Source organism: Micromonospora chokoriensis (assembly GCF_900091505.1).
GTDB lineage: Bacteria > Actinomycetota > Actinomycetes > Mycobacteriales > Micromonosporaceae > Micromonospora > Micromonospora chokoriensis.
This window is the reverse complement of the sequence record NZ_LT607409.1, coordinates 3,011,107-3,032,243: the sequence shown is the minus strand read 5'-3', so window position 1 is coordinate 3,032,243 and position 21,137 is coordinate 3,011,107. Positions and strand designations below refer to the sequence as shown.

Below are 21,137 nucleotides of genomic sequence, written 5' to 3'. Positions count from 1 at the left end.
GGCGGCCGGCGCGACAAGCCAGGGCGCTCGATGCCGTGTCAGGCCACTCGCCGGGTGGCCCGGCGGCCGGTGGCGGCGCGATGCGCGGGAACCTCCAGCATCTCCACGTCGAAACCGGCCCGGGCGAGCACCTCGATCGCCTCCACCTCGGCGGCGACCAGCCCGGCCGCCGGGGACGTGTCGTCGAACAGGGCGGCCAGCAGGCAGCCGGAACAGTCGTCACCCCGCCTCGCGCACCCGTCGCAGTCGATGAGCATGAACGCCTCCTGGATCGCTCGCGGCGGGCAGTCGACGCCTTGTCGTCGCCACCTGAGCACCGTCGGTCACATCGACGCTAACCACCGGGTACGACAGAACCGGTCCGTTGCGGGCGAGATCCCCTCCAGATCAGCGAATTCGGGGTAACCCGACCACCCGGACACCGCGACTTCGGCGATCTGATGGGGATCAGCGGTGCTGGCGCCCAGATCCGACACGCACCGGCACCGCGCGGTCAGGAGCGGGCGAGCCGCCGCAGCAGCGAGTCCGCGCCCAACGGGTAGGCGCCGTGCCGGCGTACCCCGTCGGCGACCTCACGGTCGGAGGAGACCACGACCACCGGACGCCCCGGCGGCTCGGCACGGACCAGCCGTCGGATCAACTCGTCGGCGGTCTCGCCCTTGCGGGAGAAGAGCACCCGTACGCCGCGCGGCGCGGGTGGCAGCCCGTGCATCCGCTCGGCGCCGTCGAAGACGACGGTGACCTCGTCGCCGGTCTGCGCGGCGATGCCGCCGAGCCCGGTGATCAGGCGTTTGCGCTGCTGCTCCAGGGACATCTCGCCGAAGCCGCGCTTGGTGACGTTGTAGCCGTCGACCACCAGGTGCGCCCGGGGCAGGGCGAGCAACTGGTCGAGCCGGGCCGGGTCGTCGGTGTCGCGGGCGCGGGCGGCCGGACCGGCCGGGGCGGTGCCCGGCTGCTCGGCGAACGCGTCGGCCACGAAGTCGGCGGGGAGTTTGTCCACCGGGTCGAGCGCCAACTCCCGGCGTAGGCCGACGGCGGCCTGGCCGATGGTCTCCAGCAACAGCCAGAGCCGGGCGTCGTCGACCGACCGCGCCTCCTTGGCGCTCGCCCGGGCCACCCCGGCGGCGGCCTCCGCCTCGGCCAACCGGGCCCGGGCCCGACGTAGTTCGGCGTCCACGTCCGCGCTGGCCCGCGCGGCCCGGCCACGCTCGGTGGCCAGCAACTCGGTGGCCTTGCGCTCGCGGGCCTGGGTCTCCCGCAGGGTACGAGCCACCTGCCGGGACTCCTCGCGGAGCTGACCCAGCTCCTCGCGGACGCGGGCCAGCTCGTCGCGCAGCTTCTCCGCCTCGACCCGCGCCACCGCGCGGTCGTGCTCGGCCCGGGTGGCCCGCTGTTCGGCCTCGCGGACCAGTTCGGCGACCACCGCGCTGTCCGCCTCGGCGCGAACGGCGGCGCCGCTGGCGTCGATCAGCTCCCGCCAACCACGCGGACGGGCCAGGTAGGCGAGGGCGGCGACCTCGACCGGGTCGGCGGCGGCGGGGGCGGTGCCCTCGACCACTGCCGCGCCGAGGTCACCGGCGTCGACCAGGACCCGCGCGGTGACCCGCTGCCGGAACAGCGGGTCGGCGGTGAGCTGGGCGGCGATGACCGGCGCGCCGAGCCGGGCCCGCCGGTTGGGGGCGAACTTGGCGACCCGGCGCAGCGGCACCGGCACCTCGTCGGCGGGCAGGGTGGGCAGCACCGCGGCGGTCAGCGTCACGATGCGCTGCCGGACCGGTTCGGGCAGCGTCGGCTCCGGCTCGACGGCCGGGCCGTCGCCGGGCTCCGTGGGGTCGGATGCGTCGGATGTCTCGCTGACTACGTTGTCGTCCGGGTTGCCGAGGGCCCCGTCGAGCGCGACCAGATCCTCCTCTGGGAGGTGGTCGTCGTGCGGCTCGGCGAGGGGCATGTGGCAAGTCTCCCACCGCGACCGGGCCCACCGCCCGGTGAGTGAGCCGATCTCTCATCCTAGCCCCATGGTGACTCGTGGGACGCATGCGACGGGAGTGTCGGACCCGCGCGCTAGCGTGCCGCCGATGGCACAGGCGGAGTACGTCCAGGAGTCCCTCGCTGGTCTCGACCCGGCGGTCGGTGGGGTCGACCCGGCGCTGCCGCTCTACGCGGCCACCTTCGTGGTGGTCGACCTGGAGACCACCGGCGGCGCGCCGGACGGTGGCGGCATCACCGAGATCGGCGCGGTGAAGGTGCGCGGTGGTGAGCAACTGGGTGTGCTCGCCACGCTGGTCAACCCGGGGCAGCCGATCCCGCCCTTCATCACCGTGCTGACCGGGATCACCCAGGCGATGCTGCTGCCGGCGCCGCCGATCGAGCAGGTGCTGCCGAGCTTCCTGGAGTTCATCGACGACGCCGTGCTGGTGGCCCACAACGCCCCGTACGACGTGGGCTTCCTCAAGGCCGCCTGCGCCAGGCACGGCTACCGGTGGCCCAACCCCCGGGTGCTGGACACGGCGGCGCTGGCCCGCCGGGTGCTGACCCGCGACGAGGTGCCCAACCGCAAGCTCGGCACCCTGGCCGCCTACTTCCGCACCCACACCCAGCCCACCCACCGCGCGCTGGACGACGCGAAGGCCACCGTCGACGTGTTGCACGGCCTGATCGGTCGGCTCGGTGGCCACCGGGTGGACACGGTCGGCGACGCCATCGAGTTCGCCCGGGCGGTCACCCCGACGCAGCGCCGCAAGCGGCACCTCGCCGACGGCCTGCCCAAGGTCCCCGGGGTCTACATCTTCCGGGCCGCCGACGACCGTCCGCTCTACGTCGGCACCTCCGTGGACATCGCCACCCGGGTGCGCAGCTACTTCACCGCCGGCGAGAAGCGGGCCCGCATCTCCGAGATGCTGGCGGCGGCCGAACGGGTCGAGGCGGTGGAGTGCGCGCACTCGTTGGAGGCGGAGGTCCGCGAGCTGCGGCTGATCGCCGCGCACGCCCCGCCGTACAACCGACGGTCGAAATACCCGGAACGGATGGTTTGGCTCAAGCTGACCGACGGTCCGTACCCTCGGCTGTCGATCGTCCGCGACCTCTCCCCCACCGACACCGCGTACCTCGGGCCGTTCACCTCCCGGCGCGCGGCGGAGCTGGCCGCCGCCGGCTTCCACGACGCGGTGCCGCTGCGCCAGTGCACGCACCGGCTCTCGCTACGCACCGTCACGCCGGCGTGCGCGCTGGCCGAGCTGGGTCGCTGCCCGGCACCCTGCGAACACAAGATCACCCCGCAGGAGTACGACGACAGCGCCGTCGCGCCCTTCCGCGCCGCCACGACCGACGACCCCCAGCCGGTGGTGGACGCGCTGCTCGCCCGGATCGAGGTGCTCTCTGCCGACCAGCGCTACGAGGACGCGGCAGTGGTGCGGTCCCGGCTGGCGGCGGTGCTGCGGGCCACCGTCCGGATGCAACGGTTGGCCGCGTTGACCGGCATCGTCGAGCTGGCCGCCGCGCGGCCGGCCGCGCGCGGGGGCTGGGAGTTGGCGCTGGTGCGGCACGGTCGGCTGGCCGGCGCTGGGGTGTCCCCGCCGGGTGTGCACCCGCGGCCCACGCTGACCGCCATCCGGGCCACCGCTGAGACGGTGTCGGGCGGGCACGGCCCGGTGCCGGCCGCCACCGCCGAGGAGTCCGAGCGGATCCTGTCCTGGTTGGAGCGACCGGAGACCCGGCTGGTGGAGGTGTCCTCCGGATGGTCCTCCCCGGCCGGTGGCGCGGGGCGGTTCCGTGACCTGCTGGCGAAGGCCGAGAGCGGCTCGTCCCCGCAACTCTCGACCGAACGCTCATGACCAACTGACCGATCGGACTACGTCGACTCGCTTAGGCTGTTAGAGAAGTGCAGTCCTGCCCGATTCGTGGGCCTGCTCCCGCCGCCGGCCGCCGGCGTCGTGGAGCCGGGGTGAGGAGGTGTCCCTCGTGGACGTCGACGCCGGACACGGCGCCGCCCTGGGGGGCGCCCTTCCGACACAGCCGGGTGAGCTGCCGCTCGCCCGCCGGCTGCGGTCGTTGCTCAGCTGGCCGACCACCGACTCCGACCCGGTGACCCACCTGGTGCGCACCCACCGGGGCATCCACGCCGGCACCGACCCCGCGGTGCTGCGCCGGGCGTACACGATCGCGGAGAACATGCACCGCGGGCAGTTCCGCAAGAGCGGGGAACCGTACATCACCCACCCCCTCGCGGTCGCACAGATCTGCGCCGAGCTGGGGATGGACTCCACCACCCTGGTCGCGGCGCTGCTGCACGACACCGTGGAGGACACCCGCTACACCCTCCAGGCGCTCTCCGAGGACTTCGGCGGCGAGGTGGCCCATCTGGTCGACGGGGTGACCAAGTTCGACAAGGCGTTCTACGGCAAGGCCGCCGAGGCGGAGACCATCCGCAAGATGATCGTGGCGGCCGCGAAGGACGTGCGGGTGCTGATCATCAAGCTGGCCGACCGCCTGCACAACATGCGTACCCTCGGTGTGCGGTCGGCGGCCTCGCGAGAGCGGATCGCCCGCAAGACCCAGGAGGTGCTGGTCCCGCTCTGTGACCGGCTGGGCATCCAGACCCTCAAGCGCGAGCTGGACGACGTGGTGTTGCTGCACCTGGAGCCCGACGAGCACGCCCGGCTGGCCCGGCACGTGCACGACCGGCCGGGATGGGACGCGTACCTCGACTCGGTGGTCGCCCGCGCCCGGGTGGCGCTCAAACGCAGCCGGGTCGACGCCGAGGTGAGCCCTCGTCCCCGGCACCTCTACTCGATCTGGAAGGACACCATCGCCGGCAGTCACACCGCTCCGTACGACCTGCCCCGCATCGTGGTGGTGGTCGACGGCCCGGCGACCGACTGTTACGCCGCGTTGGGTGCCATCCACGGCACGTGGCGACCGGTCCCCGGCCGTTTCAAGGACTTCATCGCCTCACCGAAGAACAACCTCTACCGGTCGCTGCACACGAGCGTCTGCGGCCCGCAGGACCGTACCGTCGAGGTGCTGATCCGCACCGAGGAGATGCACCGTTCCGCCGAGTACGGCATCGCCGCCGACTTCCGCTTCCCGCGCTCGGGCAACAGCGGCAGCGCGGCGGCCCGCGCCGACCAGTTGGACTGGCTGCGCCGGGTGCTCGACTGGGAGCCGGACGCCGCCGACCCGGCACAGTTCTACGAGTCGCTGCGCTGCGACCTCGCCGAGGGCCAGATCCAGGTCTTCGCGGACGGGCGGCAGGTCGTGCTGCCGGCCGGCGCGACCCCCGTCGACCTGGCCTACGAGTTGGGCAGCGAGCGGGGCGACCATTGCCTCGCCGCCCGGATCAACGGTCGGCTGGCCCCGCTCAGCTCGGAGCTGGACGAGGGCGACGTGGTGGAGATCTTCACCGAGAGCGACGGCGACAACGGGTTCGAGGCCGGGGTGGCGCCGCGCGGCCCTCGTCGGGAGTGGCTGAGTTTCGTCAAGTCCCCGAACGCCCAGATGCAGATCAACAGGTGGTTCGCGGAGCACACCGAGCCGGGCATCACGATCAGCGACAAGGTCCGCCTCGGTCGGGCCACCATCGGGCTGGCCCTGCGGAAGCACAACCGTGGCCTCGCCAGTGACCTGCCACTGTTGCGCCTCTCCGAGGAGCTGGGCTACCCCGACCTGGAGACCCTGCTGGTCGCGGTCTTCGACCGGGTGATCGAACCGGACACCGTGGTACGCCAGCTCATCGACCTCGTCGACCACCGGCAGTGACCGAGCCGGCCCCGGCGCGTCCGAAGGACATTCGTGACCACTAGCCTGGGGTCATGATCCCCCGCTCCCGCGCCACCGGTCGGGCCATCTTCTACCAGGCCTTCTACCGAATGCCGCTGCCGGTGCGTCGGCGTCTGGTCCGGCTGGCCGTGCCCAAGTACATCGTCGGCGCGGTCACCCTGGTCCGCGACGCCGAGGCGACGGGCGCGGGCCGCCTGCTGATGCTGCGCCAACCGCCCGGCAGGGGCTGGTCCCTCCCCGCCGGTCTGCTCAACCGCGGCGAGGCCCCGGTCGTGGGAGCGGCCCGCGAGCTGTTCGAGGAATCCGGCATCCGGCTGCCCCCGTCGCGGCTGCGCCCGGCGGCGCCGAATGCGATCGTGCACGCCAAGGGCTGGGTGGACATGGTCTTCGAGACGGAGGTGCCGGCGTCCACCACCGACCTGGCGGTCGACGGCGCCGAGGTCTTCGAGGCCGCCTGGCACCCGCTGGACGACCTGCCCACGTTGACCTGGCCGACCGCCCGGCTGCTCGCCTACTACGACATCGGGCCGCTGGCCGGGCAGTTCCCGCCGCCGATCCCGGACGATCTGCCATGACCGGCGCGGGCGTCGCGGCGGAGCTGTGCGCGGTGGTGCTCGCCGCCGGCGAGGGCACCCGGCTGCGCCCGCTCACCGAACGGGTCCCCAAGGCGCTCTGCCCGGTGGGCAACGTGCCGCTGCTCGACCGCGCGTTGGCGCGGCTGGCCGGGCTCGGCCTGACCGGCCCCGACCGGGTCGCGGTCAACGCCTGCTACCTCGGCGACCAGGTGGTCGCCCACGTCGGCGACCGCGCGCACCTGTCCGTGGAGGTGGGCGACCCGTTGGGCACCGCCGGCGGGGTGGCGAACCTGCGGGACTGGATCGACGGGCGGCCGGTGCTGGTCGGCAACGCCGACGCGTACCTGGCCGACCCGACGGCCGCGCCCGGCCCGGACGTGGCGGCCCTGCTCGCCGACTGGGACGGGCACAGCGTCCGCCTGCTGGGCCAGCCCGCCGCGAACCCCACGGCGCCGGGCACCTTCGACGGGCACTGCTTCACCGGCTTCTCCCTGCTGCCCTGGCGACTGGTCCATGACCTACCGGTGGTCGTCTCCGACCTGGTCCATGTCCTGTGGCGTCCGGCGGAGGCGGCGGACGCCCTGGAGGTGGTGCCCTACCCGGGCACCTTCTTCGACACCGGAACGCCGGCCGACTACCTGGCGGCCAACCTGCACGCCGCGGCCGGCGGCACCCTCGTCGACCCGTCGGCACGGGTCACCGGCCGCTGCGCGGAATCGGTCATCGGCGCGGGCGCCCGGGTCGACGGCGACGTGTTGCGCAGCGTGGTGTGGCCGGGCGCGACGGTTCACACCGGGGAACGGTTGGTCGACGTCATCCGGTTCGGGAACGGCACCGTGCCCACGCTCCCCGGGCCGGACCGGCGGCACCCGCTCGGCCCGGCCGGAAAACATCTAGCATGAGCGACGACGCCGACGAACGGAGAAATGTCCCGTGATCACCGCGATCGTGCTGATCGACTGCGCCACCGACGCGATCCCCGAGGTGGCCGAGACCCTGGCCAACCTCCCCGGCGTGAGCGAGGTCTACTCGGTGGCCGGGCACGTCGACCTCATCGCCATCGTCCGGGTCCGCGAGTTCGACCAGATCGCCCAGGTCATCGCGGGCAGCATCTCCAAGGTGCCGGGAGTGCTCAACACCGAGTCGCACATCGCGTTCCGCGCGTACTCCCAGCACGACCTGGAGGAGGCGTTCGCGATCGGCCTGGCCAGCGCCGACTGACCCGCCCGCCGTTCGAGACTCACCGCACGCACGGCGGCCGGTCCACCGCTCGGGTGGACCGGCCGTCTGCTGTCGCTACGTCAGCTCTCGCTGGGAGCCGGCGTCTCGGTGGTGCCGCCGCCCGGGGCCTCGGTGTTGCCACCCGGGGCCGGCGACTCGGTGCCGGTGCCGCCCGGAGCCGGCGACTCGGTGCCCCCGGTGACGCCCGGGCTGGGCGTACCGCTGGCGCTGGTCTGCGGAACCGGGATGCCCAACTGGTTGGCGAGCTGCACCAGCTCGTCGTAGTGCGCCTGCAGCGTCGGCAGGGCGGTCTGGGCCAACTGGACCACCGACTGCTCGGAGCCCTGCGAGATCTCCGTCTGGGTGGCCTGGATGGCCTGGACGTGGCCGGCCAACTGCGCGGTCACCCACTCACTGTCGAACTGCTCGCCGCTGGCGTTGTTCAGCCTGTCGAGGACCGCCTGCTGGTCGGCGGTGGGCTCGTTCGGCAGTTCCACGTTGAGCTGGGACGCGGTCTGCTGCACCGTCTGGTCCAGCTGGGTGTGGTCGGTCTTGAACATCGCACCCAGGTCCTTGACCCCCTGGTTCTGGCCCTTCTGCTGGGCCAGGTCACCGGCGGTGATCTCGAACAGGTTGACCTGGTGAACCGCCTGCAGGTACTGGGTGTCCTGCGTCGACGGCTGTGCCGCGGCCTGCGCGGCCGCTGCCGGCGCGACACCGACCAGTACCAGCGCGGCCAACAGGCCGAGGCGTTTGATACCCAACATGCTTCCCCCCCTTGAGACGTTGGACCGCACGGATACCCGGCTCACCGGGGTTATTCCTGCGATCGCCCGTCGCGCGGGGTCGACCGGTCCTGCCGCGAGCGTCCGACTCCGCCTCGGATGAGCACCGGGTACGCATACGACGTGGCGCCCGCCGGAATTCCGGCGGGCGCCACGTGACGGTGCGATCGGGTGATCAGCGACGGCTCTCGCCGCTGCCGATCTCCTCGCGCTCGGGTCGAGCCTCGACCGGCGGGTGCCCCGGCGAGACCGGTGCCTCGACCGGCTTCTCGATCGGGTAGAAGAAGCCCCGGATGGCCGGCCCGAGGGCGCCCAGCCGGTTCATCTTCTTCGGGACGACCCAGCCGACGTAGTCCAGCTGACCGTGGCCGTCCGCGTGCCCGTTCGACGCGCTGAGCGGCTGGTGCACCTCGACGAACCGGCCGTCCGGCAGGCGTCGGATGATGCCCGTCTCCACGCCGTGCGCGAGCACCTCCCGGTCGTGCTGCTGGAGACCCAGGCAGAGCCGGTACGTGACGTAGTACGCGATCGGCGGGAGCACCAGCAGACCGATCCGACCAGCCCAGGTCATCGCGTTCAGGCTGATCTGGAACTTGTCGGCGATCACGTCGTTGGCGCCGGAGAGCGTCAACACGATGTAGAACGCGACGGCCATCGCGCCGACGGCGGTCCGGGCCGGAGCGTCCCGGGGGCGCTCGAGCAGGTTGTGGCTCTTGTAGTCCTTGCGCTGCCGGGCTTCCAGGAACGGGTACATCGTCGACAGGCCGACCAGGATGCCGGGCAGCACGACCGTCGGCCAGAACAGCGGCGGAATCACGTACCCGTCACCGAGCGGGATGTTGATCTCCCAGGCCGGCATGAGTCGGGTCGAACCGTCGAGGAACATGACGTACCAGTCAGGCTGGCTGGCGGCCGAGACCACCCACGCCTCGTACGGACCGAACAGCCAGATCGGGTTGATCTGGAACAGACCGCCCATCAGCGCGATGACGCCGAAGACGACCATGAAGAAGCCGCCCTGCTTCAGCGCGTACCGCGGGAACATCCGCTCGCCGACCACGTTGTTGTTGGTCCGGCCGGGGCCGGGCCACTGGGTGTGCTTCTGCTTGAAGACAAGCCCCAGGTGGACGCTGATCAGCGCGACCAGCAGACCCGGGATGAGCAGCACGTGGGCGATGAAGAACCGGCTGATGATGATCGTGCCCGGGAACTCGCCACCGAAGACCGACGAGGTGACCCAGGAGCCGATCACCGGGATGGACAGCATGATCGCCGAGGCGATCCGCAGGCCGGTGCCGGAGAGACCGTCGTCCGGCAGCGAGTAGCCGGTGAAGCCGGCCAGGAAGCCGACCCAGAACAGCAGCGAACCGATGATCCAGTTGGTCTCACGCGGCTTGCGGAACGCGCCGGTGAAGAAGACCCGCAGCATGTGCACGACGATCGCGGCCATGAACAGCAGCGCCGCCCAGTGGTGCATCTGCCGCATCACCAGACCGCCACGGACGTCGAACGAGATGTCCAGGCTGGAGGCGTACGCGGCGGACATCGGGGTGCCCTGCAACGGCGCGTAGCTGCCGTCGTAGACCACCTCGGTCATCGCCGGCTCGAAGAAGAAGGTGAGGAACACACCGGTCAGCAGCAGCACGACGAACGAGAACAGCGCGATCTCGCCGAGCAGGAACGACCAGTGGTCCGGGAAGACCTTGTTCAGCAGCTTGCGCAGCGGGGTGGCCACCGCGAAGCGGTCGTCCACTCCCACCGCGGCCTTGCCCGGCGTCGCCGCCAGGTCCAACTTACGACGCTTCACGGCCGCTCCCAGAAGTCAGGCCCGACAGTCTCGGTGTAGTCGGACTTCGCCACGAAGAAGCCCTCGGAGTCCACCTCGATCGGCAACTGCGGCAACCGCCGGCTGGCAGGGCCGAAGACAGGCTTGGCGTTGTTGGTGATCAGGAACTGGGACTGGTGGCACGGGCAGAGCAGCCGGTTGGTCTGCTGCTCGTACAGGCTGGCGGGGCAGCCGGCGTGCGTGCAGATCTTCGAGAAGGCCGCGTAGTTGCCCCACATGTAGTCGCCGTGGCCGATGCTCTCGTTGGCCCGACGCGACTCCTGCGCGTCGGAGTCGCGGAGGTGGATCAGCAGCGTCGGCGAGTCGGCGTGCTTGTTGCTCACGCCGTGGTCGATGCCGGGGAAGACGGTCAGCTGGCCACCGGCGCTGATGTCCGCCGGACGGACCGGACGACCATCCTCGCGGACCAGACGGATCAGCTCGCCACCCTCGGCCGGGGCGAACCCGGTGGTGAACATCTGGTTGTTCTTGTGCGGCTGCGAGATCAGACCGCCGACCAGCGGCGCCGCGGCGACCGCGGCGACCGGCGCGAGACCGGCCAGCAGCGAGATGCCGAGCAGCGGGCGACGCTTCACGCCCAGCTCGTCCGCCATGTAGAGCATGGTCTGACCGGTGATCGTACGGCCTTCGGAGTCCACCTGGCCCTCGTGCCGGTCCTGGATCGAGACCTCCTTGGGCAGCAACTTCTTGCCCCAGGTCAGGATGCCGAAGCCGACGGCGAGCAACGCCACGCCGAGGGTGAACCCGAGCAGCGGGGTGTAGAACTTGTCGCCACCACGGCCGGCCTCGTACTTCCACGGCCACCAGATGTAGATGGCCAGGAAGGCGGTCGCGGCCAGACCGGTGATCAGGAAGAACCCGGCGACCACCCGGGTCAGCCGACGCTCCGCCTTCGTGCCGGGCAGCACCTGCGGCTCGTAGTGGACGATCTCGATGTCGTCCCGACGCGCGCCCTCACGGACGATGTCGAACCGGGTCAGCTTGGGGTCGTTCACGTCGAGCGGCTCCCGGCCCTGCGGGGCCTGGTGCTCGGTGTGGGTGCTCATGCCGTCACCTCGCTACGGGTGGTGCCCAGCGGCACCACGGCGCTGAAACTGAGTGTGCGCTCGGTCACGACTTGCCCGCAATCCACAGGCTGGCGAAGACGAGCGCCACGATGCCGACCAGGAAGATCGCCAGGCCCTCGGTGGAGGGGCCGTACCGCCCGAGGTTGAACCCACCCGGGTCCTGGTCGTGCTTCAGCGTCTCCTGGATGTAGGCGATGATGTCGGCCTTCTGCTCCGGCCGGAGCTGGTTGTCGCCGAACACCGGCATGTTCTGCGGGCCGCTCAGCATCGCCGCGTAGATCTGACGGTCGGTCGCGGGGTGCAGGCTCGGGGCGAACTTGCCCGAGGACAGCGCGCCGCCGCCACCACCGAACGCGTGGCACTGCGAGCAGTTGATCCGGAACAGCTCACCGCCGGCCGCGACGTTGCCGTCCTCGCGGAGGTCGTCACCGTCCGGCACGACCGGACCGCCACCCAGCTCCTGGATGTACTGGGCCAGCTGACGGGTCTGCTCGTCGGTGAAGACGGGGGGCTTGCGGTGGGCCTGGGCCTCCTGGCGGGCCAGCGGCATCCGCCCGGAGCTGACCTGGAACTCGACCGAGGCCGCGCCGACGCCGATCAGGCTCGGGCCGCGACCCTCGACACCCTGGGCGTTGCGACCGTGACAGGTCACACAGCTCACGTCGAACAGCGCCTTGCCCTCGGCGGCGGCGCCGGTCAGCTGCGGGTTGTCCTGCGCCTGGGCACCCGGGGCGAAGACGGTGTAGGCGCCGCCGGCGAGCATCAGCGCGGCGATCAGCCGGACCGCGGCGCCCAGCCGGCGGCGGCCCCTGCTGCGCGCGGCGGGCCGCTCGCGCAACCGCGCGAGCAGACCGCGTCGGCGGTCGTTGTCAGAAGTCATGAGCGGTGTCCTTAACCGGTTGGACCTGTCTCAGGGGACGGAGCAGCAGTGCGGAACGTGACGCGCAAGATCACTGAAGCCAGTAGATCATGGCGTACAGCCCGATCCACACGACGTCGACGAAGTGCCAGTAGTACGACACGACGATCGCCGAGGTCGCCTGCGCCGGAGTGAACCGGCCCATGGTCGTGCGGACCATGAAGATGACGAAGGCGATCAGACCGCCGGTCACGTGCAGGCCGTGGAAGCCGGTGGTCAGGTAGAACACCGACCCGTAACCGTCTTCGTTGATCTTGACGCCGTCGGCGACCAGGTGCCGGTACTCGTTCAGCTGACCGAGGACGAAGATCAGGCCCATCACGAAGGTGACGGTGAACCAGCGCCGGAGCGCGTGCACGTCACCCTTCTCCGCCGCGAAGACGCCGAGCTGGCACGTCACCGAGGACAACACCAGGATCACCGTGAAGGTGGTCGCGTACGGGATGTTCAGCGCCTCGGTGTGCTTCTCCCACTGCTCCGGCGCAGCCGCGCGGATCGAGAAGTACATCGCGAACAGCGCCGCGAAGAACATGAGTTCGCTGGAGAGCCACACGATCGTCCCGACGCTGACCATGTTCGGTCGGGTCAGAGAGTGGATCCGGCTCTTGTCAATGGCTGGGGCCGCAGTCACGCCGTCATTATTGCCCCTGACCACGGCCGGCGATCAGCGGGGTGGCAAACGTGCGCCTTCCGTGGCCCGAGCGTCAGGGTCCGGTTCGCCTGGCCTAGCCTGAAAAGCGTGCTGCACGTCGATCCGATCTTCGCCGCCACCTCGGCCCCGCCGCCGTTCACCGTCGGAGCGGTGCTGAGCGAGACCCGGCTGGACAGCTGGCTGGCCCTCGGCCTGGTGCTCGCCGCCGGCCTCTACCTCTACGGGGTGCACCGGTTGCGGGTGCGCGGCGACCGCTGGCCGATCGCCCGTACCGTGTTCTTCATCGGCCCCGGCCTGGGCGGCATCGCGCTGGTCACGGTCAGCGGACTGCACGCGTACGACACCGCGCTGCTGTCCGTGCACATGATCCAGCACATGGTGCTGTCCATGGTCGCGCCGATCTTCCTGGCGCTCGGGGCACCGATGACCCTGGCCCTGCGCACGCTGCCGGTCGGCCCCCGCAAGCGCCTGCTGGCGATCGTGCACAGCCGGGTCGCCCGGGTCTACAGCTTCCCGCTGGTGGCGTTCGCGATCTTCGTGGTCAACCCGTTCGTGCTCTACTTCAGCGACCTGTACCGCTACACCCTCGAACACGCCTGGGCACACGAGCTGGTGCACGCCCACTTCATCATGACCGGCTGCGTGTTCTTCTGGCCGCTGCTCGGGCTCGACCCGCTGCCCGGCCGCTGGCCGTACCCGGCCCGCGCGCTGTTGATGCTGCTCTCGGTGCCGTTCCACACCGTGCTCGGCCTCACCATCATGCAGAGCAGCACGCTCTTCGGCGGCGACTGGTACCCGTCGCTCAACCTCGGCTGGGTCGACCCCTGGCAGGACCAGGTGGTCGCCGGCGGCATCCTCTGGGCCGGTGGCGAGTTCGTCAGTGTGACCATGCTCGCGGTGCTGGTCGTCCAGTGGGTCAAGCAGTCCGAGCGGGAGGCCCGCCGGGTCGACCGCGAGCTGGACCGCCAGGAGGCCCGCGAACGCGCCGCCGACGCCACGGCCGCCTGAGCTGCGCGGACGGTACGCCCCGACGGGCGGCGGCGGGCGGGATGTCGGCTACGTCACGTCGACCGGTACGATCGGCGGGCAGCCACCAGGTGAAAGCGGAGTGCCGGCATGAGTGATCGTCTTTGCACCGTCCTGCTCTACAGCGACGACCCGCAGGTCCGTGACCGGATGCGGTTGGCCGTCGGCACCCGTCCCGCCCCCGGGCTGCAGATCGAGTTCGTCGACGCGTCGACCTACGCGGAGACCATCCGGCTGGTCGACGACTACGAGATCGACCTGCTACTGCTCGACGGCGAGGCCAGCCCCGGTGGTGGCATCGGCATCGCCCGGCAGATCAAGGACGACCGGGACGACGCTCCCCCGACCTGCCTGGTGATCGCCCGCGCCGCCGACCGATGGCTCGCCGCGTACGCCGAGGTCGACGCCACGCTGGTGCACCCGCTCGACCCGGTTACCACCGGCGGCACGGTGGCCGAGCTGCTGCGGACGCACGCACCCGCCTGACGTCCCCACGCTCACCGGCACCGTCACGGCGCCGGACCAGCCGGCGCCGGTTCCAGCCCACCCGCACTTCGTACGCTCGGGAGGCCCGCCATGGGCGATCGGACCTGGCCCCACCTGCTCAACTCGCTGCTGCGCGGCGAGGAGCTGTCCACCGCCGACACCGCCTGGGCGATGGACGAGATCATGACCGGCTCGGCGACCAGCGCCCAGATCGCCGGCTTCGCCGTGGCGTTGCGGGCCAAGGGTGAGACCCCGGCCGAGCTGGGCGGCCTCGTGCAGGCGATGCTGGGTCGCTCGGTCCCGGTGGTGCTCTCCGACGACCTGCGCGACACCGCGCTCGACGTGGTCGGCACCGGCGGTGACCTCGCCCACACCGTGAACATCTCCACGATGACCGCGCTGGTGGTCGCCGGCGCGGGCGTACGCGTCGTCAAGCACGGCAACCGGGCTGCCTCGTCCCTGTGCGGCACCGCCGACCTGCTGGAATACCTCGGCATCCCCCTGGACCTCGGCCCGGAGCAGGTCGCCCGGTGCGTCGAGGAGGCCGGCATCGGGTTCTGCTTCGCGGCCCGGTTCCACCCCGGGATGCGACACGCCGGTCCGGTCCGCCGCGAGGTGGGCGTCCCCACCTTCTTCAACTTCCTCGGCCCGCTGACCAACCCGGCCCGCCCCCGGGCCGGCGCGGTCGGCTGCTTCGACTCCCGGATGGCCCCGGTGATGGCGAGCGTGTTCGCCGCTCGGGGCGACTCGGCGATCGTGATGCGCGGCGAGGACGGCCTGGACGAGTTCACCACCGCCGCGCCGACCCGGGTCTGGGCAGCTCAGGGAGGCACCGTACGCGAGGCTGTGCTGGACGCGACGGACCTGGGGGTGCCCCGGGCCACCCTCGGCGACCTGCGGGGCGGTGACGCCGCCTACAACGCCGGCGTGGCCCGTCGGCTGCTCGCCGGCGAAGCCGGCCCGGTCCGCGACGCGGTGCTGGTCAACGCGGCGGCGGCGCTGGCGACCCAGGGCCCGCTGGACGGTGACCTGACCGAGGCGCTGCGCGCCGGCCTGGACCGCGCCGCCGAATCGATCGACTCCGGCGCCGCCGCCGCGACCCTCGACCGTTGGATCAAGGCCGCCACCGCCGCCTGACCAGCCCCGACACGAGCACCCAGCCGAACGACAGCTCCGACGACCAGCAACGCGCTTCCGCCAGGGCCTCCGGCGAACGTGCCCCGGCTGCCACGGCGGCCCACGGCAGGCGGTCCCGGGGCGCGTCCGTCGAGCGTCGCGCGGGACACCCGCCGGACATCGCGCGGGACACCCGCCGGACATCGCGCGGAACACCCGCCGGACATCGCGCGGAACACCCGCCGGACATCGCGCGGAACACCCGCCGGACATCGCGCGGAACACCCGCCGGACATCGCGCGGAACACCCGCCGGACATCGCGAAAGCCATCCGCCGGGCATCGCGAGAGGCACGTCCGCCGGAGGTCGCGCCGGCCGGTGCCCCTCGGGCGTCGTGGCGGGTGATCGACTCGGAGTTCATGAAACCGCGGTGTCCCGGCGCTGGGACACCGCGACATCACGGAACCCGAGTGGATCAACCGCAGTGAGCTGCGGTGCGAGCACCGACGAGCCGGCGGCGGGACCTCCGGACGGAGATTTGTCGGACCCGCGTGGAAAACTACAGGCGAGTAGTTCTCCGCTCTCGTCCGTGCGTGATTGTCGCATCCGGGGGCGGTCCGCCTGACGTGAGAGGAGACGACGGTGTCGCACCGCGAGCTCTACTGCGACGTCTGCGAGGGCGTGGCACTGTTCGAGGTGCCGCCCTGCGTCGACGGGCACGGCATCGACTGTCCTGAGCTGATCTGCACCGGCTGCGGCGCCGCCGTGGTGATCGCCACCCTCCTGACCCCGGTCCCCCGGTCGACCGAAGGCCGACGTCACCGGCCCGCCCGCTGCGCCGCCTGACCCGTTCACCGGTCCGCCCGCCGCGCCACCTGCCCCCGCCACCTCTGTCACCGGCGCGCCACCCGACTGCGCCACCCGACCCCTGTCACCGGCCCGCCCCGCGCGCCACCCGACCCCACCACCGGCTGTCCGCCGCACCGTCCGACCGCGCCACCTGACCCGTCACCGGCCGGCTCCCGCCGTGGCCCCGGCTCGATCAACACCACATCGCCGATCTGGCGGCATCCTGTCGCGCTGTAACAGCCACCCCGCCGATGTGGAGGCGACCATCCTGAGAGACGGCACGCCAACGCGCCCCGGCAGTCGATCACCCTGCGAGACGGCACACCAGCACCCCCAGGCGGCCGCGCACTGCACGACGAAGGCCCGCTCCCCACCAGGGGAACGGGCCTTCGCGGTGAACGGGGTCCGGTCAGTGCTCGGCGGTGCGCCGGGTGCCGCTGTAGTACTCGAACAGCAACCCGCAGGCGGCGAAGACGACCGCCACCAGGCCGGCACCGATGAGCCAGTACTGCCAGAACACCAGGCCGAGCGCGGCGATTGCGGCGGCCAGCGCCAGGCCGAACGGCCAGTAGCTACCGGGGCTGAAGAAGCCGACCTCGCCGGCACCGTCGGCGATCTCCGCGTCCGGGCGGTCCTCCGGGCGCAGGTCGATGCGGCGCGAGACGAACCAGAAGAAGCCACCGCACATCGAGCAGAGCAGGAACGACAGCAGCAGGGCGACGGTCCCGACCCACTCGACGCCGCCCGACTCCCCGTGCGTCCAGGCGCCGTAGAGGATGGTGGCACCGAAGAGGAACACGGCGATGATCAGGAAGATACGCCACTCGGTCTTCATGCGGCTGCCTCAGCTTCCCGTACGGGCCGGAACGTCGTCCGGGTTGAAGTTGTCCTGCGTCCGCCGGGTGTCGAACGGCCGCGTGGTCTCCGCGTACGGCTCCTCACCGATCTCGGTGAGCGCCTCCTGGGTGGACTTGCCGGCCTGCTTGGCCGCCAGGAACTGGTCGTACTTCTCCGGCGAGACGACCCGCAGCTCGAAGTTCATGAAGGCGTGGTAGCTGCCGCACAGTTCGGCGCACCGCCCGACGTAGGCGCCCTCGGCGTCCAGGCTGGAGACCTCGAACACGTTACGGATCTTGCCCGGCATGACGTCGCGCTTGAACAGCAGCTCCGGCACCCAGAACGAGTGGATGACGTCGCGGCTGGTCTCCTCGAACCGGATGGACCGGTTGGTCGGGAGAACCAGCACCGGGATGACTTCGCTGGTGCCGAGCGTCGACGCGGTGGTCTTGGCGTCCGGGCCCTGGCCGTCACGGTAGTTGAACTGCCAGTTCCACTTGAACGCGACGACCTCGACGGTGACATCGGGGTTCTTCGACAGCTTGTCGACGTCCGTCTGCACGATCGCCGTGTAGTAGAAGAGCACGGAGACGATCAGGATCGGCGCGATGGTGTAGAGGAACTCCATCGGCAGGTTGTAGCGGGTCTGCACCGGCAGCGCGTTGCCACGCTTGCGGTAGCGCACGACACACCAGAAGATCAGACCCCACACGAAGACACCGACCGCGAGGGCGGCGACGCAGGAGGCGATCCACAGGTCGTACATCCGCTTCGACTCCGGCGAGATGCCGCCCTGCGGCCAGCCGAAGCCGTGGAAGGTCTGCCCCACGTCACAGCCCGTGAGCAGAACCAGCAGCGCCACGCCACCGAGACCGAGCCCGGCCAACCGACCGGCACCACGCCCCCGGCGTCCACCAACCCCCGGGGAAGCGCTGTGCCGTACGGCCGACGGCCGTACCTCCGAACTCCTTGCGACCACCTGGTCCTGCCTCCCTAGCGCGCCGCGGTGCGTCTTTCCTCAGCACCGACGGCAAAGGCGTCACCGACGGTCGCAGATTACTCGACCATGACGGACTCGACCGTGGTGGGGTCACTGTCCGCCCCCATCGGGGGGATCCCGGCCATACCTCCGCGATAGCGTTGCTACCTGTGAGCGCGAGGAGTGAGCCGGGGTTGCGAGCCCCGCAGCCGCGAACGAAGGCGGTCCTGTGAGCGCGAGGAGTGAGCCGGGGTTGCGAGCCCCGCAGCCGCGAACGAAGGCGGTCCCGTGAGCGCGAGGAGTGAGCCGGGGTTGCGAGCCCCGCAGCCGCGAACGAAGGCGGTCCCGTGAGCGCGAGGAGTGAGCCGGGGTTGCCGACCCCGGTCTACCTGGACGCGGCGTCCGCCGCGCCGATGCATCCGGTGGCGCGGCAGGCGTTACTGGCGGCGTTCGACGACGGGTGGGCCGACCCGGGCAAGCTCTACACGCAGGCCCGCCGGGCCCGGCAACTGCTCGACGCCGCGCGCGAGGCCACCGCGCTGACGCTCGGTGTTCGCGCCGACGAGGTGTCCTTCACCCCCAGTGGTACGACCGCGGCGCACGGCGCGGTGCTCGGCGCCCTGGCGGGGCGGCGTCGGGTCGGGCCGACGCTGGTGCACTCGGCGATCGAGCACTCGGCGGTGCTGCATGCGGCGGAGCGGCACGTCGCAGCGGGTGGTACGGCAGTGGGTGTGCCGGTCGACCGGTCGGGCCGGTTGGATCTGGGCGCCTGGTCGGCGGCGGTGCATGAACCGGGGGTCGCGGTGGCCTCCCTGATCACTGCGAGTCACGAGGTGGGGACCGTGCAACCGGTCGCCGAGGCGGCGGCCGCCTGCGCGGAGGTGGGGGTGCCGCTGTACGTGGACGCCGCCCAGTCGGTCGCCCGGGTGCCTCTGCCGGCCGGCTGGTCGGTGTTGAGCGCGAGCGCCCACAAGTGGGGCGGCCCACCCGGGGTGGGGGTGCTGGCGGTCCGTAAGGGCACCCGTTGGGAGTCACCCTGGCCGGCCGACGAGCGGGAGGGTGGGCGTACCCCCGGGGTGGTGAATCTGCCCGCGGTGGTGGCTGCGGCGGCGAGCCTGCGGGCGGCGGCGGCCGACGCGGCGGCCGAGGCGGCCCGGCTGGCTCCGCTGGTGGACCGGATCCGGGCGCGGGTGGCGGCGGAGGTGCCCGACGTGGAGGTGGTCGGCAATCCGGTGCTCCGGCTGCCGCATCTGGTGACCTTCTCGTGCCTGTACGTCGACGGTGAGACGTTGCTGCACGCGCTGGACCGACGGGGGTTCGCCGTGTCGTCCGGTTCGTCCTGTACGTCGTCCACGCTGCGTCCGTCGCACGTGCTGGAGGCGATGGGGGTGCTCTCGCACGGGAACGTGCGGGTCAGCCTGCACCGGGAGACGACCGAGGCGGACGTCGAGCGGTTCCTCGATGAGCTGCCGACGATCGTGGCCGAGTTGCGGGCCGACGCCGGGGTGGTGGGGTTGTGACCTTGCCGGACCAGGTCATCGACTGCCGGGGGCAGCGCTGCCCGCTGCCCGTGATCGCGGCCGCCCGGCGGTTGCCGCAGGTGCCGGTGGGAACTGTGGTCCGGGTGCTGGCCGACGACCCGGCGGCGGCGGTGGACATCCCCGCCTGGTGCCGGATGCGCGGCCAGGAGTTCCTGGGCGCGGTCAGTGGCCCCGACGGCCCCGCCTACGACGTCCGCCGCTCCCACTGAAGCCCAGCGTCCGACCAGACGCGTCGATCATGGAGTCGTGGTGGGGACAAAAGGGCGCATAAGGCACCATCCGCCCACCACCACTCCATGATCGACGCTGCTCGACGCCGAACGGTGCGGACCGGCACGGCGCGGTGGTCGGGAGCTAGGGCAGGAGGTGGGCGCGGACCTCGTCGGCTGCGGTGTCGCCGTAGGACTCGGCCAGGCGCTTGACGAACAGGTCGGGGCGGACGTCGTACTCCTGGGTGCCCACCGTCTCCAGGACCAGGGTGGCCAGCAGGCTGCCGACCTGGGCGGCCCGTTCCAGGCCGAGGCCCCAGGAGAGCGCCGTGAAGAAGCCGGCCCGGAAGCCGTCGCCGACACCCGTGGGGTCGACGGCCCGGATCTCCCGCGCGATCGGGACGTGGATCGGGTCGATGCCGCGCCCGGCGATCTCCACGCCGTGCTTGCCCAGCGTGGTGACCCGCACCTTCACCAGGTCCAGCAGTTGGTCGTCGCTCAGCTGCGCCTTGCTCTGCAACAGCGACTTCTCGTAGTCGTTCGTCATCAGGTACTCGGCGCCCTCGATCAGCGCCAGCACGTCCTCGCCGCCCATCCGGGCGAGCTGCTGCGACGGGTCGGCGGCGAACGCGTACCCCCGGGTGCGGCACTCGGCCGAGTGCCGCAGCATCGCCTCGGGGTCGTTGGCGCCGACCAGCACCAGGTCCAGGCCGCCGAGCCGGTCGGCGACCGGGGCCAGCTCGATGTTGCGGGCCTCGCTCATCGCGCCGGCGTAGAACGACGCGATCTGGCACATGTCCGTGTCGGTGGTGCAGACGAAGCGGGCCGTGTGCGCCACCTCGCTGACGTGCACCGAGTCGCAGTCCACGCCGTGGCGCTCCAGCCAGGAGCGGTAGTCGGCGAAGTCGGCGCCCACCGCACCGAGCAGCACCGGGCGCAACCCGAGCTGCCCCATGCCGAAGGAGATGTTCGCCGCCACGCCACCGCGGCGGAGCACCAGGTCGTCCACCAGGAAGGAGAGGGACACCTTGTGCAGCTGATCGGCGATGAGCTGGTCGGCGAAGCGACCGGGGAAGCTCATCAGGTGATCGGTGGCGATCGAGCCGGTGACGGCGATCTTCATGTCAACCCTCGGGGTCGGGAGCAGGGCGCGGTCAGCCTACCGGCCCGGCAACCCGTCGGTGACCGGTCGGTCGGACAACGGCAACCCACCCGTCACGAGCACGTCGGGGTCGCCACGACGAAGGGGCCGCC

General features: G+C 71.5%; 21 protein-coding genes. 11 read left to right on the top strand and 10 right to left on the bottom strand.

Going from position 1 to position 21,137, the window contains the following annotated elements; all coding sequences use genetic code 11:
* Positions 1-38: 38 nt before the first annotated feature.
* Together GA0070612_RS14375 and GA0070612_RS14370 are read right to left on the bottom strand one after the other, a co-directional pair.
* Positions 39-257 (bottom strand): hypothetical protein, encoded by a 219-nt coding sequence (locus tag GA0070612_RS14375; RefSeq protein WP_088988349.1) that lies wholly within the window; start codon positions 255-257, stop codon positions 39-41.
* A 236-nt stretch (positions 258-493) separates the two neighbouring features.
* A complete protein-coding gene (locus GA0070612_RS14370) occupies positions 494-1,948 on the bottom strand; it encodes an NYN domain-containing protein (protein ID WP_088988348.1) in 1,455 nt (484 codons plus the stop codon).
* A gap of 127 nt (positions 1,949-2,075) precedes the next feature.
* Here GA0070612_RS14370 and GA0070612_RS14365 point away from each other — a divergent pair, with 127 nt between their 5' ends.
* From GA0070612_RS14365 to GA0070612_RS14345, 5 genes are all read left to right on the top strand, one after another.
* The gene (locus GA0070612_RS14365; protein ID WP_088988347.1) at positions 2,076-3,830 is read left to right on the top strand and encodes a DEDD exonuclease domain-containing protein; all 1,755 of its coding nucleotides are present in this window, start codon (positions 2,076-2,078) and stop codon (positions 3,828-3,830) included.
* 127 nt (positions 3,831-3,957) lie between these two features.
* Complete coding sequence (locus tag GA0070612_RS14360) at positions 3,958-5,754, top strand: RelA/SpoT family protein (RefSeq protein WP_088991501.1); 1,797 nt, start codon at positions 3,958-3,960, stop codon at positions 5,752-5,754.
* A 53-nt stretch (positions 5,755-5,807) separates the two neighbouring features.
* Positions 5,808-6,350, top strand: coding sequence for an NUDIX hydrolase (locus GA0070612_RS14355; RefSeq protein ID WP_088988346.1), 543 nt, complete (start codon positions 5,808-5,810; stop codon positions 6,348-6,350).
* On the top strand, positions 6,347-7,252 hold the full coding sequence (locus GA0070612_RS14350; RefSeq protein ID WP_088988345.1) for a nucleotidyltransferase family protein: 906 nt from the start codon (positions 6,347-6,349) through the stop codon (positions 7,250-7,252). Before GA0070612_RS14355 ends, GA0070612_RS14350 begins: the two co-directional genes overlap by 4 nt.
* Before the next feature lie 31 nt (positions 7,253-7,283).
* Complete coding sequence (locus GA0070612_RS14345; protein ID WP_088988344.1) at positions 7,284-7,571, top strand: Lrp/AsnC family transcriptional regulator; 288 nt, start codon at positions 7,284-7,286, stop codon at positions 7,569-7,571.
* A gap of 80 nt (positions 7,572-7,651) precedes the next feature.
* On the opposite strand, the gene GA0070612_RS14340 is transcribed toward GA0070612_RS14345, so the two are convergent.
* From GA0070612_RS14340 to ctaE, 5 genes are all read right to left on the bottom strand, one after another.
* Positions 7,652-8,338 (bottom strand): DUF4142 domain-containing protein, encoded by a 687-nt coding sequence (locus GA0070612_RS14340; protein ID WP_088988343.1) that lies wholly within the window; start codon positions 8,336-8,338, stop codon positions 7,652-7,654.
* A 193-nt stretch (positions 8,339-8,531) separates the two neighbouring features.
* Positions 8,532-10,163, bottom strand: a complete 1,632-nt coding sequence (gene qcrB / locus GA0070612_RS14335; protein WP_088988342.1) for a cytochrome bc1 complex cytochrome b subunit — start codon at positions 10,161-10,163, stop codon at positions 8,532-8,534.
* Positions 10,160-11,248, bottom strand: coding sequence for a cytochrome bc1 complex Rieske iron-sulfur subunit (gene qcrA, locus GA0070612_RS14330; protein ID WP_088988341.1), 1,089 nt, complete (start codon positions 11,246-11,248; stop codon positions 10,160-10,162). The genes qcrB and qcrA overlap by 4 nt, the downstream gene beginning before the upstream one ends.
* A gap of 64 nt (positions 11,249-11,312) precedes the next feature.
* On the bottom strand, positions 11,313-12,149 hold the full coding sequence (qcrC, locus tag GA0070612_RS14325; protein WP_088988340.1) for a cytochrome bc1 complex diheme cytochrome c subunit: 837 nt from the start codon (positions 12,147-12,149) through the stop codon (positions 11,313-11,315).
* 70 nt (positions 12,150-12,219) lie between these two features.
* Positions 12,220-12,819 carry an aa3-type cytochrome oxidase subunit III gene (ctaE, locus tag GA0070612_RS14320; protein ID WP_088991500.1) on the bottom strand — a complete coding sequence of 200 codons (600 nt, stop codon included), beginning with the start codon at positions 12,817-12,819 and terminating at the stop codon, positions 12,220-12,222.
* 108 nt (positions 12,820-12,927) lie between these two features.
* Here ctaE and GA0070612_RS14315 point away from each other — a divergent pair, with 108 nt between their 5' ends.
* From GA0070612_RS14315 to GA0070612_RS14300, 4 genes are all read left to right on the top strand, one after another.
* A complete protein-coding gene (locus tag GA0070612_RS14315) occupies positions 12,928-13,848 on the top strand; it encodes a cytochrome c oxidase assembly protein (RefSeq protein ID WP_408630547.1) in 921 nt (306 codons plus the stop codon).
* Positions 13,849-13,956: 108 nt separating this feature from the next.
* Entirely contained in the window at positions 13,957-14,352 is a 396-nt protein-coding gene (locus GA0070612_RS14310; protein WP_088988339.1) for a response regulator, read from the top strand.
* Between the two features lie 90 nt (positions 14,353-14,442).
* Entirely contained in the window at positions 14,443-15,489 is a 1,047-nt protein-coding gene (trpD, locus tag GA0070612_RS14305; protein WP_088988338.1) for an anthranilate phosphoribosyltransferase, read from the top strand.
* Between the two features lie 621 nt (positions 15,490-16,110).
* A complete protein-coding gene (locus GA0070612_RS14300) occupies positions 16,111-16,314 on the top strand; it encodes a hypothetical protein (protein ID WP_088988337.1) in 204 nt (67 codons plus the stop codon).
* Between the two features lie 412 nt (positions 16,315-16,726).
* On the opposite strand, the gene GA0070612_RS14295 is transcribed toward GA0070612_RS14300, so the two are convergent.
* Positions 16,727-17,152 carry a cytochrome c oxidase subunit 4 gene (locus tag GA0070612_RS14295; RefSeq protein ID WP_088988336.1) on the bottom strand — a complete coding sequence of 142 codons (426 nt, stop codon included), beginning with the start codon at positions 17,150-17,152 and terminating at the stop codon, positions 16,727-16,729.
* Positions 17,153-17,161: 9 nt separating this feature from the next.
* Positions 17,162-18,133 (bottom strand): aa3-type cytochrome oxidase subunit II, encoded by a 972-nt coding sequence (gene ctaC, locus GA0070612_RS14290; RefSeq protein ID WP_088988335.1) that lies wholly within the window; start codon positions 18,131-18,133, stop codon positions 17,162-17,164.
* A 413-nt stretch (positions 18,134-18,546) separates the two neighbouring features.
* Here ctaC and GA0070612_RS14285 point away from each other — a divergent pair, with 413 nt between their 5' ends.
* A complete protein-coding gene (locus tag GA0070612_RS14285; protein WP_231924632.1) occupies positions 18,547-19,653 on the top strand; it encodes a cysteine desulfurase family protein in 1,107 nt (368 codons plus the stop codon).
* Complete coding sequence (locus GA0070612_RS14280) at positions 19,650-19,883, top strand: sulfurtransferase TusA family protein (protein ID WP_088988333.1); 234 nt, start codon at positions 19,650-19,652, stop codon at positions 19,881-19,883. The genes GA0070612_RS14285 and GA0070612_RS14280 overlap by 4 nt, the downstream gene beginning before the upstream one ends.
* Before the next feature lie 145 nt (positions 19,884-20,028).
* Here the strand turns inward: GA0070612_RS14280 and GA0070612_RS14275 are convergent, their stop codons facing one another.
* Positions 20,029-21,006, bottom strand: coding sequence for a carbohydrate kinase family protein (locus GA0070612_RS14275; protein WP_088988332.1), 978 nt, complete (start codon positions 21,004-21,006; stop codon positions 20,029-20,031).
* Positions 21,007-21,137 lie beyond the last annotated feature (131 nt).